A 13,295-nucleotide genomic window follows, 5' to 3' on the forward strand; every position below is an offset into this window, starting at 1 on the left:
TGTTGTTCGTCGGTGGGGCTCCCTGCGGACTCAGATCGGCTGGGTCGCGCGAACCAGCCAGTCCCGGGTTTCGGGGCTGACCAGTGGGGCAAGGGCCGCAGCGACCCGCGTGTGATAGCTGTTCAGCCAGTCACGCTCGGCCTGCGACAGCATATCCGGCAGGATCACGCGCCGGTCGATGGGGCAGAGCGTGAGTGTCTCGAAGTTCAGCATTTCCCGGGCGTCGGCGCCCGGCAGCGCCGGGGCAGGCTGGACCACGATCAGGTTCTCGATCCGAATGCCAAAGGCGCCCTCGCGGTAATAGCCCGGTTCGTTCGACAGGATCATCCCCGGCTCCAACGGCACGTCCGAAACCCGGGAAAGCCGCTGCGGCCCTTCATGCACCGACAGGAACGCCCCCACACCGTGACCGGTTCCATGGTCATAGTCCTGACCGGCCAGCCATAGCGGATAGCGTGCCAGCGCATCCAGATCGCGGCCAGCCAGCCCCTTGGGAAAGCGGGCGCGGGACATGGCGATCATGCCCTGCAGAACGCGGGTGAAGGCTTCTTTCTCGGCGGTTCCGACCTCTCCGAGGGCGATGGTGCGGGTAATATCGGTGGTGCCATCGGCATATTGTCCACCGGAATCCACCAGCAGAAGCTCGCCCTCGCGCAGCGGGCGGTTGGTGCCTTCGGTCACGCGATAGTGGACGATCGCACCGTCGGGACCGGCGCCGGCGATGGTTTCAAAGCTGATGTCGCGCAGCAGGTTAGAGCGGCTGCGGAAGGCCTCGAGCTTCCGGACCACGTCGATCTCCGTCAACCCTTCCGGTCGGGCGTCGAGCCAGGCCAGAAACTCGGCCATGGCGGCGCCGTCGCGCAGATGGGCCGCCCGCGCCCCCTCCAACTCGGCGGCATTCTTGCGCGCCTTTGGCAGGATGCAGGGATCCTGGCCCCAGTCCGGCCGCGCCGACAGACGGTCGGAAACCCAGAGCGGCGCGGTGGCCCTGTCCACCCGCACCGGGCCGGGAAGCGCCTGCAGCGCATGGCCAAGGCTTTCGGGGGGCAGGATCTCCACATCGCCCAGATGGGCAATCACGGTCGGGTCCAGCTTGGCCGCGTCGATGAACAGCGCAAGCCGCGCATCATCGCGCAGGATCGCGAAACCATGCACCACCGGGTTGCGGGGAATGTCGCTGCCACGGATGTTGAGCAGCCAGCACAGGCTGTCGGGCAGGGTGATCACCGCTGCCGCCTGGCCCGCCGCGCGCAGCACCGCCGCAAGGCGCGTCCGCTTGTCGGTGCTGCTTTCACCGGCAAGGGCTTCGGGATGCACGATGACCTTGCCGCAGGGCGGGGGCGGCTGATCGGCCCAGATCCGGTCGATCAGGTTTTCAACCCGCCGCAGCGTGATGCCACTGCCCGCGAGCTCTTTTTCGAGCGTCTCGATCTCTTCGGCCGTGTGCAACCAGGGATCAAAGCCAACCACCCCCGGTGCAAGGTTTGCGCGCAACCACGCGGCAGGTTTGGTCTCCGGCCAGTTGACCGGGGAAAACGTCGCGAGATCCACCTGCGCGCGCACCTGCAGCCGATACCGGCCGTCAATGAAGACGCCGGCCTGATCCTGCAGCGCGATGCAGAAGCCGGCCGAGCCGGTGAAGCCCGTCAGCCAGGCCAGCCGGTCGTCATGGGGGGCAACATATTCGCCCTGATGGGCGTCGGCGCGGGGCACAAGAAAGCCCTCAAGCCCTTCGGCACGCATTTCGGCGCGCAGCAGTGCCAGACGCGGCGGCCCCTGTTCGGGGCGGGTCGCAGCGGTAAATCCTTGAAACATCAGCGTTTGATCCCCATGACTCGGGCGCGGGCGCGCGGATCGCTGTCAAACAGCGCTGCAAGCTGTTCCGTCATCGCCCCGGCAAGCTGTTCGACATCGGTGATTGTCACGGCACGCTGGTAGTATCGCGTGACGTCATGGCCGATACCGATGGCCAGAAGCTCCACGGCCTTGCGCCGTTCAACCATCGCGATCACATCGCGCAGGTGTTTCTCAAGGTAGTTGGCCGGATTGACCGACAACGTCGAATCGTCCACCGGCGCCCCGTCGGAAATCACCATCAGGATCTTGCGCGCCTCGGGGCGGCCCAGCATGCGCCGGTGCGCCCATTCCAGCGCCTCGCCGTCGATGTTTTCCTTCAGAAGGCCTTCCTTCATCATCAGGCCAAGATTGGCCCGCACGCGCCGCCAAGGGGCATCGGCGCTTTTGTAGATGATGTGGCGCAGATCATTGAGCCGCCCCGGCTGCTGGCTGCGGCCCGCCGCCAGCCAGCGTTCGCGGCTTTGGCCACCTTTCCAGGCGCGGGTGGTGAAGCCCAGGATCTCGACCTTCACCTGACACCGTTCCAGCGTCCGCGCCAGCACATCGGCACAGATCGCGGCGATCGAGATCGGACGGCCCCGCATCGAGCCCGAGTTGTCCAGCAGCAGCGTCACCACGGTATCGCGGAACTCGGTGTCCTTTTCGACCTTGAAGCTGAGCGGGGTTGTCGGGTTTGCCACCACCCGTGCCAGACGGCCGGCATCCAGGATGCCTTCCTCGCGGTCGAATTCCCAGCTGCGGCTCTGCTGGGCCTGAAGACGGCGCTGCAGCTTGTTTGCGAGCCGGCTGACTGCCCCCTTGAGCGGTTCGAGCTGCTGGTCAAGATAGGCGCGCAGCCGTTCGAGTTCGGCGGTTTCCGCCAGTTCCTCGGCCCGGATCTCTTCGTCGAAATCGGTCGTGAAGGCGGCGTAGTTCGGATCGGCGGCCGAATGCGGGGCAGGGGGCGGCGGTTCAAGCGGTGCCTCGCCCTCGGGCAGTTCGGTTTCCTCGGCAAGCTCGGCATCAGCGCTGTCGTCAAGGCTGGCTTGGGCCTGGCTCATGTCCTGGCTCTGGTCGCTTTGCTCCTGTTCGGAACTGTCGGACTGTTCGCTGTCGTCCTGGTCGCTGGCCTGCTGGTCCTGCGTTTCCTCCTCGCGGGTTTCGGCTTCGTCGCCGCTGTCGTCATCCGCCTCATCGGGGTCGTCGCCCAACTGGTCCCCATAGCCCAGATCGGTGATGATCCGGCGGGCAAAGCGTGCGAAGGCCGCCTGATCCCCCAGAACGGTGTCCAGATCGGCAAGGGTGCCCGCAGCCTGCTGTTCGATGAAGGGGCGCCACAGCTCCATCACATTGGCCGCATCCGGCGGAAGCGGGCGCCCCGTGGCGAGGTGGCGCAGCAGATAGCCGGCGGCTGTGGCCAGCGGGGCGTCGGCGGCCTGTCGGATCTGGCCATAGCCCTTGCGGGCCGCTTCATGGCCGATCTTTGCATCGATGTTTCCGGCCGTGCCCGGCATCGTGCGGGCGCCCACCGCCTCGCAGCGCGCGGTTTCAAGCGCCTCGTAAAGCTCGCGCGCCACATTGCCTTCGGGCGCATAACGGCTGTGGGTGGCGGTGTCGTGATACTTGCGGCGCAGTGCGAAGGCATCGGCGGTGCCACGGGCCAGCAGCACCTCGTCACGGGTCATGCGGCGGCTGACCTGTGGCAGCCGCATCCCGTCGCCCGACATGCCCGGCGGATCGACCGAATAGCTGACCGCCAGTTCCCGATCATCGGCAAGCGTGCGTGTCGCCTCGGCAAGGGCCTTCTTGAACGGTTCGGCGGGGTTGTCAGTCGGTTTGTTCATCGCTTGTCCGTTCCTGCTCAAGACCGATCGCCCGGCCGATGCCCGGCCGCAGAGCCCGTCCCGATGCCCCGGCCATCCGGGCCGGCCGGCGCCGCCTTCTGCACCAACCTGGCGCCGCGGTTCGCGCTTGGTCGGGCAACAGCCGCATGAACCTCAACCGAGGCTGGTGCTTGCCGCGCTTTCGGGCAGTTCTTCGTCGAAGCAGCGCTGATAGAACTCGGCGACGGTCTGCCGCTCCAGCTCGTCGCATTTGTTGAGGAAGGTCAGCCGGAAGGCATAGCCGACATTGCGGAAGATCCGCGCGTTTTCCGCCCAGGCGATGACGGTGCGCGGCGACATGACGGTTGACAGGTCGCCGTTCATGAAGGCGGTCCGCGTCAGGTCGGCAACCGTGACCATCTGGCCGATCTGGCGGCGGCCCTTCTCGTTGTTGTAATGCGGGTTCTTCGCCAGCACGATCGCGGCTTCGGCATCATGGCTGAGGTAATTGAGCGTCGCCACCAGGCTCCAGCGGTCCATCTGGCCCTGGTTGATCTGCTGCGTTCCGTGGTAAAGACCGGTTGTATCGCCAAGGCCCACGGTGTTGGCGGTTGCAAACAGGCGGAAGCTGGGGTGGGGGGTGATGATCTCGTTCTGGTCAAGAAGCGTCAGCTTGCCATCCGTTTCCAGAACCCGCTGGATCACGAACATCACATCTGCGCGGCCGGCGTCGTATTCGTCAAAGACGATGGCGCAGGGGTTGCGCAGCGCCCAGGGCAGGATGCCCTCCTGGAACTGGGTCACCTGCTTGCCGTCGACCAGCTTGATCGCGTCCTTGCCGATCAGGTCTATCCGGCTGACATGGCTGTCGAGGTTGACGCGCACGCAGGGCCAGTTCAGCCGGGCGGCCACCTGTTCGATGTGGCTGGACTTGCCCGTGCCGTGATAGCCTTGGATCATGACGCGGCGGTTGTACTGAAACCCCGCCAGGATCGCGAGCGTGGTATCCTGATCGAACTTGTAGGTACTGTCCACGTCGGGGACACGGTCGCTGCGTTCGGCAAAGCCCCTGACCGTCATGTCACTGTCGATCCCGAAGACCTCGCGGACGGAAATATCCTCGGTGGGTTTTGCCTGTCTGTCCATCATGCCGTCCGCCATCCTGTCCTCATCCAACGCTCGGAAGCCTGTCCCGCTTTGTGTGAAACATATCGTCCGCCGGTGCAAGGGGAAGGGCCAGCGGCCTAGTCCCTGAAGTTTCGGCTGTCCTTGATCTGATCCCAGGCCCAGACCACCTCTTGCAGCCGGTCCTCGTCGGCGCGGTTGCCGCCGTTCATGTCGGGATGAAGATCCTTCACAAGGCTCTTGTATTGCTTGCGGATCTCGACCCGTGTCCAGTGATCGCGCGCTTCGAGGATCTCGATCGCGCGCCGTTCGGTGGGCGGCAGGCGCCGCGTGTGGGTGGGCGTCGATTTCCCCGGGTTCTGGGTGGCTTTCTCGCCGAGGATTTCATGCGGGTCCTCGATCCCCAGCCGGGCCCAGGCGCGGCCTTCGTCGGGCTTGCCGATGGGCTTGGTCTCGCGGCCCCAGACGCGATCGGTGTTCATGAACTTCTGGAATTCCTCCTCGGTCTGGCCGGTGAAGAAGTTCCATTTCAGATTGTATTCCCGAACGTGATCCTTGCAGAACCAGAAGTATTCGTCCAACCGCTCGGGGGATTTGGGGGCGCGATACTGCCCGGCTTCGGCGCAGCCGGGGCTGTCGCACGGGCGGTTCGAGGTTTCGAATGCACCGGACATGCCGCGCTTGCCCTTGGTCCGACGTTTCTTGTCGGTCGAGACGCGGAGGTCAAAATCAAACGGCGAACGATTGGTCATCGGCAAGGCCCTTTTCGACTCGGACGCAGCAGTCTAGGGTTTTCTGCGCAAGGGTGAAGGGGGCGAACAGAAAAAATGGCTTTGGCGGATGACATTCATGCGAGGCTGTATGATGCCTTCGCGCCGACGCTGCTTGAGGTGGTGGACGACAGCGAGTCGCACCGCGGTCACGGCGGCTGGCGCGAGGGTGGCGAAACGCATTTCAATGTGACGCTCCGCGCGCCTGCCTTCGGAAGCATGTCCCGGATCGAGCGGCACCGCGCGGTTCACGCGGCCTTGGGTTCAGATCTTGTCGGGCGCATTCACGCCCTGGCGCTGGATATCGGCGCCTGACCAGACGCATTGGCAGCCTCAGACTGTCGCCGCGAGCGGCCAAGGCGCGTCACCCGGTCGCGTGACTTTGCATCATAATCCGGGGCCAGAGCGTTTCGCCCGTTCGCCGGCCCGTCGGCGGCAGCGACGGCCCGATCATCGCGAGGCTATTCGCCGCGATGGCCGGGAGCCCCGGGTTCCATGCGGGTGCCACCGGGACGTGCCGGCGCGGGATCTTCACGTCGAAGCCGTTGCGCGGGGGCAACCGGCGCCAGACGGGGTGCGGTGCCCTCCACGGCCGAGGGTGTCAGCGATGCTGCCATGGCGGCCGGTGTTGGAGCGTCGGGCACCACCGCGAGGCCCGGTTCGGGCGGCACACGCTCTGTCACATGCACGGCAGCGCGTGGCGGGGGCGCGACGCTGGCGGTATGCGCCGCCGCTTCAACCAGCCGGCGAAACACGAGCATGTTCTGATAGCTCGTCTGCTTGCGCGCAAACAGGCCTGGCCGCTCTTCGCAGGGCAGCGTCTCTGCGCGCTGGTATTCCCAGCCCTGCGCTGCCATCTCGTTCATCATGGCCGAAAGAGTATGGGCAAAACGTTCCTGCGTTGCGCGGATGCCCTTGACCTTCTGGCCCCGCATCGGGGCCGGGACGACCTTGTATTCATAGCGCGGCATGCACTGCCTCCCCTGCGGTATCCCGTCGGCGACGGGCTTTCGGCAGAACGATCTGCCCTGCGATCCTAACGCAGAAGTTCCGGCTCAGTTGCCGAGTTTCCGCGCCACGAGATCATTTACAAGGGCAGGGTTGGCCTTTCCGCCCGTCGCCTTGAGCACCTGACCCACGAACCAGCCCGCCAGCTTGGGATTGGCCTTGGCCTTTTCAACCTGTGCCGGATTCGCGGCGATGATCTCATCCACGGCGGCCTCGATGGCGCCGGTATCGGTAACCTGTTTCATGCCGCGCGATTCGACGATTTCGGCCGGGTCGCCGCCCTCGGACCACAGGATCTCGAACAGGTCCTTGGCGATCTTGCCCGAGATGTCGCCCTTGGCCATCAGGTCCAGCACCCCGCCAAGCTGTGCCGCCGATACGGGGCTTTCCGCCACCGTCAGCCCCTGCTTGTTCAGTCGGCCGAACAGTTCGTTGATGACCCAGTTCGCGGCCTGCTTGCCGTCGCGCCCCGTCGCGACCTCTTCAAAGAAGGCCGCATTCTCGGCCTCGGCGGTGAGGACGCCCGCGTCATATTCCGTCATGCCGTAGTTCAGCACGAACCGTGCCTTCTTCTCATCCGGCAGTTCGGGCAAGGACGCCGCAATGTCATCGACCCAGGCCTGTTCCAGTTCCAGCGGCAGCAGGTCGGGATCGGGGAAGTAGCGGTAATCATGCGCCTCTTCCTTCGATCGCATCGAGCGGGTTTCGCCCTTGTCCGGGTCGTAGAGCCGGGTTTCCTGCACCACCGTGCCCCCATCCTCGAGGATCGCGATCTGGCGGCGCGCTTCGTATTCAATGGCGGCCTGGATGAAGCGCATCGAGTTCATGTTCTTGATCTCGCAGCGCGTGCCCAGGTAGCCGAAATCGCCCGTTTCGATGAATTTCTCATAGGCGCCACGACGGCAGACGGACACGTTCACATCGGCGCGCAGGTTGCCGTTCTGCATGTTGCCGTCGCAGGTGCCAAGATAGCGCAGGATCTGGCGCAGCTTCACGACATAGGCCGCTGCCTCTTCGGGGCCGCGAATGTCGGGGCGGCTCACGATCTCCATCAGGGCGACGCCGGTACGGTTCAGGTCCACGAAGGACATGTTCGGGTCCATGTCGTGGATCGACTTGCCTGCGTCCTGTTCAAGGTGGATGCGTTCGATGCGCACGCGCCGCGCGATACCGGGTGCCATGTCCACAAGGATCTCACCCTCACCCACGATGGGATGGTAAAGCTGGCTGATCTGATAGCCCTGCGGAAGGTCGGGATAGAAGTAGTTCTTGCGGTCGAAGGCCGAGAACAGGTTGATCTTGGCCTTCAGCGCCAGCCCCGTCCGCACTGCCTGTGCCACGCAGAAGTCGTTGATGACCGGCAGCATCCCCGGCATTGCCGCATCCACGAACGAGACGTTCGAATTCGGCTCGGCGCCAAAGGTGGTCGAGGCGCCCGAGAACAGTTTGGCGTTCGACGCCACCTGGGCATGCACCTCCATGCCGATCACAAGCTCCCAATCGTCTTTCGCACCGGCGATCACCTTGGGTTCGGGGGCTTTGTAGGCGAGGTCAAGCATGGGTCATCCTTTCGGGCTTGGCGCTTTTCTAGGGCAGGGGCCGGAAGGGGGCAAGAGGCGCCTTTGTGCGATATTCCGCGCAGGGGCGCGCAGGATTCCGCTCAGGCGCCATGTGCTGCCGGAAAGGATGGTTGATGAACCGCTGCTTTGCCTGCATCGTCCGCACGCCGCAGCAAGGATTGGCGGTGCAGCTTGTCAGGTCCGATGCTTTATTCCAGCGCCCTTCGCCGTGCCGTTCTGGCCATCGTCATTGCCCTGCCGGCAGCCTGTGCTGCAACGCCCGAGCAATCCGCCCCCGCCGAACTGCCGGTGACCCGCTGGGATCATCGCCCCGAAGCTGCCGACTGGACACGCGCAGCGCTGTCCGCGGTGGAAACCCATGGCGCGGCGCTGCCGGCCACCTTGCCGGCCGATATCGAAACCTTCTGCCCTGGCTACGCAACCGCGAGCGAGGACGATCGTGCCGCCTTCTGGGTTGGCCTCATGTCGGCGCTTGCCCGTTATGAAAGCACCTGGCGCCCCGAGGCCGCAGGGGCAGGCGGGCGCTACCGGGGCCTTCTGCAGATCTCACCGCAAACCGCGCGCAACTACGGTTGTGCGGCGACGGATCGCGGCCTTTATGATGGTGCGGCCAATCTCTCTTGCGCGATCCGGATCGCATCACGTCAGGTGGCGCGGACCGGAGTCGTCGCAGGGAAGCCGGGCGCCTGGGGCGGTATTGCCGCCGACTGGATGCCGATGCGTGATGCCTCGAAACGTGCCGAGATCGCACGCTGGACGGCCAGTCAGCAGTATTGTCAGCGCAAGGCCTGACGCGAGGAGGATCCGCTGCCTGCGGCCAGGGCGTCACTGCCCTGGTGCTGCGACTGACGCAGCCAGTTCCGGAACGTCGTGACGGCAATTGCGGCGATGATCAGACGGATCAGCATGAGAATATCCTTTCATAGGGGATGAGGGGCGTTCCCTGACAACCCCCCGGCGGGACAACTGTTCCCCGCATGATCCGGTCAGATCGCACCGTTGCTGCGCAGGATTGCAGGCCGGCGCAGCCAGTCGGGGGTTCCGGTCATCTGCAACAGTGACACTGCCGGCGCATGGGCGCCCCCAAGGGCGAGGGTCTCGGCGCGCAGAAGGGCAATCGCCTCCTGGCTGTTGTCGGGAAGGCGTTCGGCCGGGATGGCAGCGCCCATGCTGATGGCGAAGGGTTGCCGGTGCTTGTTCAGCGTTTCATGGAACAGGGTGATGTCGCGCAGCGTCGGGTGGATCAGGTCGAACAGATAGAACAGCGACGAATTGCGCGCCCGGATGTTCACCGGGACAACCGGCAGCGAAAACTTGCGCGCAATCATCGCCGCCGAGGCCATCCACGGCCGTTCGTGCAGACGCAGGCCGCGCCGCTTGGCCAGCCGCCCCGACGGGAAGATCACCCCAAGCCGCCCCGCCGCAACGGCGCGACGCGTGAAATCCATCGTTTCGCGGGTTCTGGCATGGCTGCGCTTTTCCATGCGCCATTCCACGGGGGCGATCAGATCCTCCATCTGTGGCAGGACGCGAAGGATATCGCGGTTGGCATAGAAGAACAGATCGGGCCGCAGCGGCGCGATCAGCGAATGCAGGATGATGCCATCGGCGATGCCGGTGGGATGATTGCAAACCACCAGTGCCGGCCCGGTCTTGGGCAGGTTTTCAAGCCCCGTCGCCTCGACGTGATGTGCGATGAGCCCGGCCATATGGCCCATGATGCGCGGTGTCGGCCAGTCGCGGATCTCGGTCGCAATGCCGACGGTCCTTTCGTAGCCCAGCATCGAGGAAAGAACCCCCAGTGCAAGCCTGTGATGCGGCCGGCCTGTGAAAAGCCAGGGGGCCCGTTCGGCAATCAGGGGATCGAGTCGGTCGCGCATGATGATGGCGGTCTTCTTGTCTCGGCTTCATCACAAGATTATGTCGTGCCGCTGCGGCGTCGATAGCGCCTGATGGCCCCGGGCGGAAATCAGCCGAGCATGCGTCCGACCATTTCCCCCAGATCACGGCTGAGCGTGGGTGCCGATCGCATCCGCTCCAGCTCGGCCCGGATCAGCGCCTGCCGGCCGGGATCATAGCGCTGCCAGGTCTCAAAGGCGGTGGACATGCGCGCGGCCGTCTGCGGGTTGAGCGGATCCAGCCGGATCAGCCAGTCGGCGACAAAGCGATAGCCTGCCCCCGAGGCGTGGTGGAAGCCTGCGGCATTGGCGGAAAGCCCGCCGATCACGGCCCGGAACCGGTTGGGATTCTTCCAGTCGAAATCCGGGTGCGCGGCCAGCCCCGCGGCGGTTTCGGCGGCGGCATCGGGCGCGGCGAACATGACCTGAAGGCCGAACCACTTGTCCAGAACCAACCGATCGCCACGCCACTGGTCGTAGAAGGCGGCAAGTTCATCTGCGCCGGCCCCGATTTCCAGCAGGGCCGACAGCGCGCCCAGTTGTTCGGTCATGTTGTCCGCTGTTGCGAACTGCCGCGAGGCCCGCGCGCCCTGATCGAGATGCGTGAGCCCGGCAAGCGCCGCATTGCGCAGGGCGCGCCTGCCTGCCTGATCCGCTGCCGGATCATAGGCGCCGGTGCTGGCCATGGCATCGTGGATCCGGTGCAGATCCTCGGCAAGGTGCTCTGCCCGCAGATGTGTCAGCTTCCTGCGCATGTCGTGGATACGTGCAGGATCGGGCACCTCGCCGGCCTCGTGCAGGGCCTGGGCAAGATCGTCCTCGGAAGGCAGACGCAGCGCAAGCGCAATGAACGCCGGATCAAGAGCCGGATCCCGCAGCAGGCTTCCGAGTCCCTCGAGGAACGCCGTGGATGGCGCCTCGTCGCGGGCGATCATCGCAAGAAGCACGTCGCGGGCAAGGCTTCGCCCCGCCTCCCAGCGGTTGAACGGGTCGGTGTCATGCGCCAGAAGCACGGCGCGTTCGGCACTGGTCTGATCGCGTTGCAGGATCACCGGGGCCGAGAATCCGCGCAGGATCGAAGGGACCGGACGTTGCGGCAGTCCTTCGAAGCGGAACTCCTGCACCGGTTCGGAAAGCTCCAGCACCACCGTCGGCTGCAGTTCCCGGCCGTCCTGGCCCAGAAGGCCGACGGCCACCGGAATCACCAGCGGTTCCTTCAGCGGCTGGCCGGGCGTGGCCGGAACGCTCTGGTGCAGGCGCAGGACATAGGTGCCGTCGGCCCAGCTGTCCTCGACCATCACGCGCGGCGTGCCTGCCTGGCTGTACCAGCGCTTGAATTGTGACAGGTCACGATGGGTCGTGTCCTCGAACACCCGGATCCAGTCCTCGATCGTGCAGGCCTGGCCATCGTGACGCTCGAAATAAAGGCGCAGCGCTGCCCGATAGGCGTCATCACCCACCAGCCGCCGCAGCATCCCGATCAGTTCGGCGCCCTTCTCATACACTGTCGCGGTGTAGAAATTGTTGATCTCTACATAGGTTTCCGGGCGCACGTTATGGGCCAGCGGGCCGTTGTCCTCGCGGAACTGGCGGGCACGGAGGGTCAGCACATCCTCGATCCGCTTGACGGCATGGCTGCGCATGTCGCCGGTGAACTGCTGGTCACGGTAAACGGTCAGCCCTTCCTTGAGGCAGAGCTGGAACCAGTCGCGGCAGGTGATGCGGTTGCCGGTCCAGTTGTGGAAGTATTCATGCGCGATGATGCGCTCGATGTTCTCGTAATCCTGATCGGTCGCGGTTTCGGGGCTCGCAAGCACATAGCGCGAGTTGAAGATGTTCAGCCCCTTGTTCTCCATCGCGCCCATGTTGAAATCGTCCACGGCGACGATGTTGAACACATCAAGATCGTATTCCCGCCCGTAGACCTCTTCGTCCCAGCGCATCGAGCGGATCAGCGCGTCCATCGCATAGGCGCATTTGTTCTCATCGCCCGGCCGCACCCAGATATTCAGCGCAACCTCGGTGCCCGAGACAGTGGTGAAGCGGTTGGACTGGGCAACCAGATCGCCAGCGACCAGCGCGAACAGATACGCGGGTTTGGGCCAAGGGTCATGCCACTCCGCCCAGCCTGCGCCCTGGGCTGTCGGATTTCCGTTCGACAAAAGCACGGGCAGCTCCGATTCGATCCGGACGCGGAACGTGGCCATGACATCGGGACGGTCGGGATAGAAGGTGATCTTGCGGAAGCCCTCCGCCTCGCACTGGGTGCAATACATGCCCCGCGACATGTACAGCCCTTCAAGCGCGGTGTTTCCTTCGGGCGCAATCTCCACTTCGGCTTCCCACAGAAACTGCCCTTCCGGCAATTCGGTCGCCGGGATCCGCAGCCCTTCGGGGCCGGGGGTCACACTGCGGGCTTCTCCATTGATCCGGGCAGACAGCAGCTTCAGATTCTCGCCGTCCAGCCAGAGGTCGTGATGCCCCGGTGCCGCCGGATTGGCGCGAAAGCTGATCCGCGACTGAACGCGGGTTGCGGCCGGATCCAGACGGAAGATGAGCGAAACCTCGTCCACAAGCCAGGCAGGCGGCGCGTAATCAGCCAGTCGGATGACCTGCGGTGCGGCGTCTTTCATCGATACCTCCGGATTGCGGGCGAAAAAAAGGGCAGGCGACGGGAACAGACGGGATGCCGGAACCGCCGCGCCGTCCTGACGTTATGTCCGTGACGAACGTTCTGCAACCCGCGCACGCCTTCCCGTGCCGAACCTCAGGAAGGAGGCTCTCATGTCCGCATCCGAAACCAACCTGGCCAAGCAGCGCAGGCGCCACTGGGCACCGCTGCTGGGCATGGGCGTGATCGTGGTGATCTTTGTCGTGCTCATGCTTGTGTACTGGCCCGCCGAAGAGGCGATCGAATCCGAAGGGCCGCAGGGCGCCGCCGTGCAGATCGACGGCCGCACGGGCGAGCCCAGCACCACCGGCGACGAGGCCTTCTCCACCACGCCCGAGGTCGTGGGCGATGGTGTGGCCCCGCCGCCGCCTGCCGATGCGGCGCCGCCCGTGGTCGATCCGGCGCTGGATCCGCTGGTCGACGATCCGGTCGCACCCGGCCAGCCCGAGGGCACGCCCCAATCGCCCCCGGCAAGCGGCACCGCGCCCGGTGGCGCCGTTGACAACACCGCGCCGCCGGCCAACCAGTAAGCGGCACGCCGTTCCTCTCCCGTCCCAGATTGCAGCCGGGGCGGGACCTGCTAT

12 protein-coding genes are annotated in these 13,295 nt (G+C 65.1%); 3 read left to right on the forward strand and 9 right to left on the reverse strand.

What is annotated here, in order from left to right; genetic code table 11:
- Positions 1 to 30 precede the first annotated feature (30 nt).
- From ACFQXB_RS07575 to ACFQXB_RS07590, 4 genes are all read right to left on the reverse strand, one after another.
- On the reverse strand, positions 31 to 1,815 hold the full coding sequence (locus ACFQXB_RS07575; RefSeq protein ID WP_377401562.1) for an aminopeptidase P family protein: 1,785 nt from the start codon (positions 1,813 to 1,815) through the stop codon (positions 31 to 33).
- On the reverse strand, positions 1,815 to 3,680 hold the full coding sequence (gene cobT / locus ACFQXB_RS07580; protein WP_377401565.1) for a cobaltochelatase subunit CobT: 1,866 nt from the start codon (positions 3,678 to 3,680) through the stop codon (positions 1,815 to 1,817). Before cobT ends, ACFQXB_RS07575 begins: the two co-directional genes overlap by 1 nt.
- 153 nt (positions 3,681 to 3,833) lie before the next feature.
- Positions 3,834 to 4,820 (reverse strand): cobaltochelatase subunit CobS, encoded by a 987-nt coding sequence (gene cobS / locus ACFQXB_RS07585; protein ID WP_377401568.1) that lies wholly within the window; start codon positions 4,818 to 4,820, stop codon positions 3,834 to 3,836.
- A gap of 83 nt (positions 4,821 to 4,903) precedes the next feature.
- Positions 4,904 to 5,536, reverse strand: coding sequence for a DnaJ domain-containing protein (locus ACFQXB_RS07590; protein ID WP_377401570.1), 633 nt, complete (start codon positions 5,534 to 5,536; stop codon positions 4,904 to 4,906).
- Between the two features lie 75 nt (positions 5,537 to 5,611).
- Between ACFQXB_RS07590 and ACFQXB_RS07595 the strand changes: the two genes are divergently transcribed.
- Positions 5,612 to 5,869 (forward strand): BolA family protein, encoded by a 258-nt coding sequence (locus tag ACFQXB_RS07595; RefSeq protein WP_377401574.1) that lies wholly within the window; start codon positions 5,612 to 5,614, stop codon positions 5,867 to 5,869.
- Between the two features lie 146 nt (positions 5,870 to 6,015).
- Here the strand turns inward: ACFQXB_RS07595 and ACFQXB_RS07600 are convergent, their stop codons facing one another.
- Both ACFQXB_RS07600 and gatB read right to left on the reverse strand, forming a co-directional pair.
- The gene (locus ACFQXB_RS07600) at positions 6,016 to 6,525 is read right to left on the reverse strand and encodes a DUF4177 domain-containing protein (RefSeq protein ID WP_377401909.1); all 510 of its coding nucleotides are present in this window, start codon (positions 6,523 to 6,525) and stop codon (positions 6,016 to 6,018) included.
- 84 nt (positions 6,526 to 6,609) lie between these two features.
- The gene (gene gatB, locus ACFQXB_RS07605; protein WP_377401577.1) at positions 6,610 to 8,121 is read right to left on the reverse strand and encodes an Asp-tRNA(Asn)/Glu-tRNA(Gln) amidotransferase subunit GatB; all 1,512 of its coding nucleotides are present in this window, start codon (positions 8,119 to 8,121) and stop codon (positions 6,610 to 6,612) included.
- Between the two features lie 204 nt (positions 8,122 to 8,325).
- Here gatB and ACFQXB_RS07610 point away from each other — a divergent pair, with 204 nt between their 5' ends.
- A complete protein-coding gene (locus ACFQXB_RS07610) occupies positions 8,326 to 8,934 on the forward strand; it encodes a transglycosylase SLT domain-containing protein (protein ID WP_377401580.1) in 609 nt (202 codons plus the stop codon).
- Here ACFQXB_RS07610 and ACFQXB_RS07615 read toward each other — a convergent pair.
- From ACFQXB_RS07615 to pepN, 3 genes are all read right to left on the reverse strand, one after another.
- A complete protein-coding gene (locus tag ACFQXB_RS07615; protein ID WP_377401583.1) occupies positions 8,919 to 9,050 on the reverse strand; it encodes a hypothetical protein in 132 nt (43 codons plus the stop codon). The genes ACFQXB_RS07610 and ACFQXB_RS07615 overlap by 16 nt on opposite strands.
- Before the next feature lie 78 nt (positions 9,051 to 9,128).
- Entirely contained in the window at positions 9,129 to 10,022 is an 894-nt protein-coding gene (locus tag ACFQXB_RS07620; protein WP_377401586.1) for a lysophospholipid acyltransferase family protein, read from the reverse strand.
- An 89-nt stretch (positions 10,023 to 10,111) separates the two neighbouring features.
- Positions 10,112 to 12,673: an aminopeptidase N gene (gene pepN / locus ACFQXB_RS07625; protein ID WP_377401588.1), complete on the reverse strand. Its 2,562-nt coding sequence runs from the start codon at positions 12,671 to 12,673 to the stop codon at positions 10,112 to 10,114.
- 151 nt (positions 12,674 to 12,824) lie between these two features.
- On the opposite strand from pepN, the gene ACFQXB_RS07630 reads away from it, so the two are divergent.
- Positions 12,825 to 13,241 (forward strand): hypothetical protein, encoded by a 417-nt coding sequence (locus ACFQXB_RS07630; RefSeq protein WP_377401590.1) that lies wholly within the window; start codon positions 12,825 to 12,827, stop codon positions 13,239 to 13,241.
- Positions 13,242 to 13,295: the final 54 nt, after the last annotated feature.

It is taken from the genome of Halodurantibacterium daqingense, assembly GCF_042666235.1.
GTDB lineage: Bacteria > Pseudomonadota > Alphaproteobacteria > Rhodobacterales > Rhodobacteraceae > Halodurantibacterium > Halodurantibacterium daqingensis.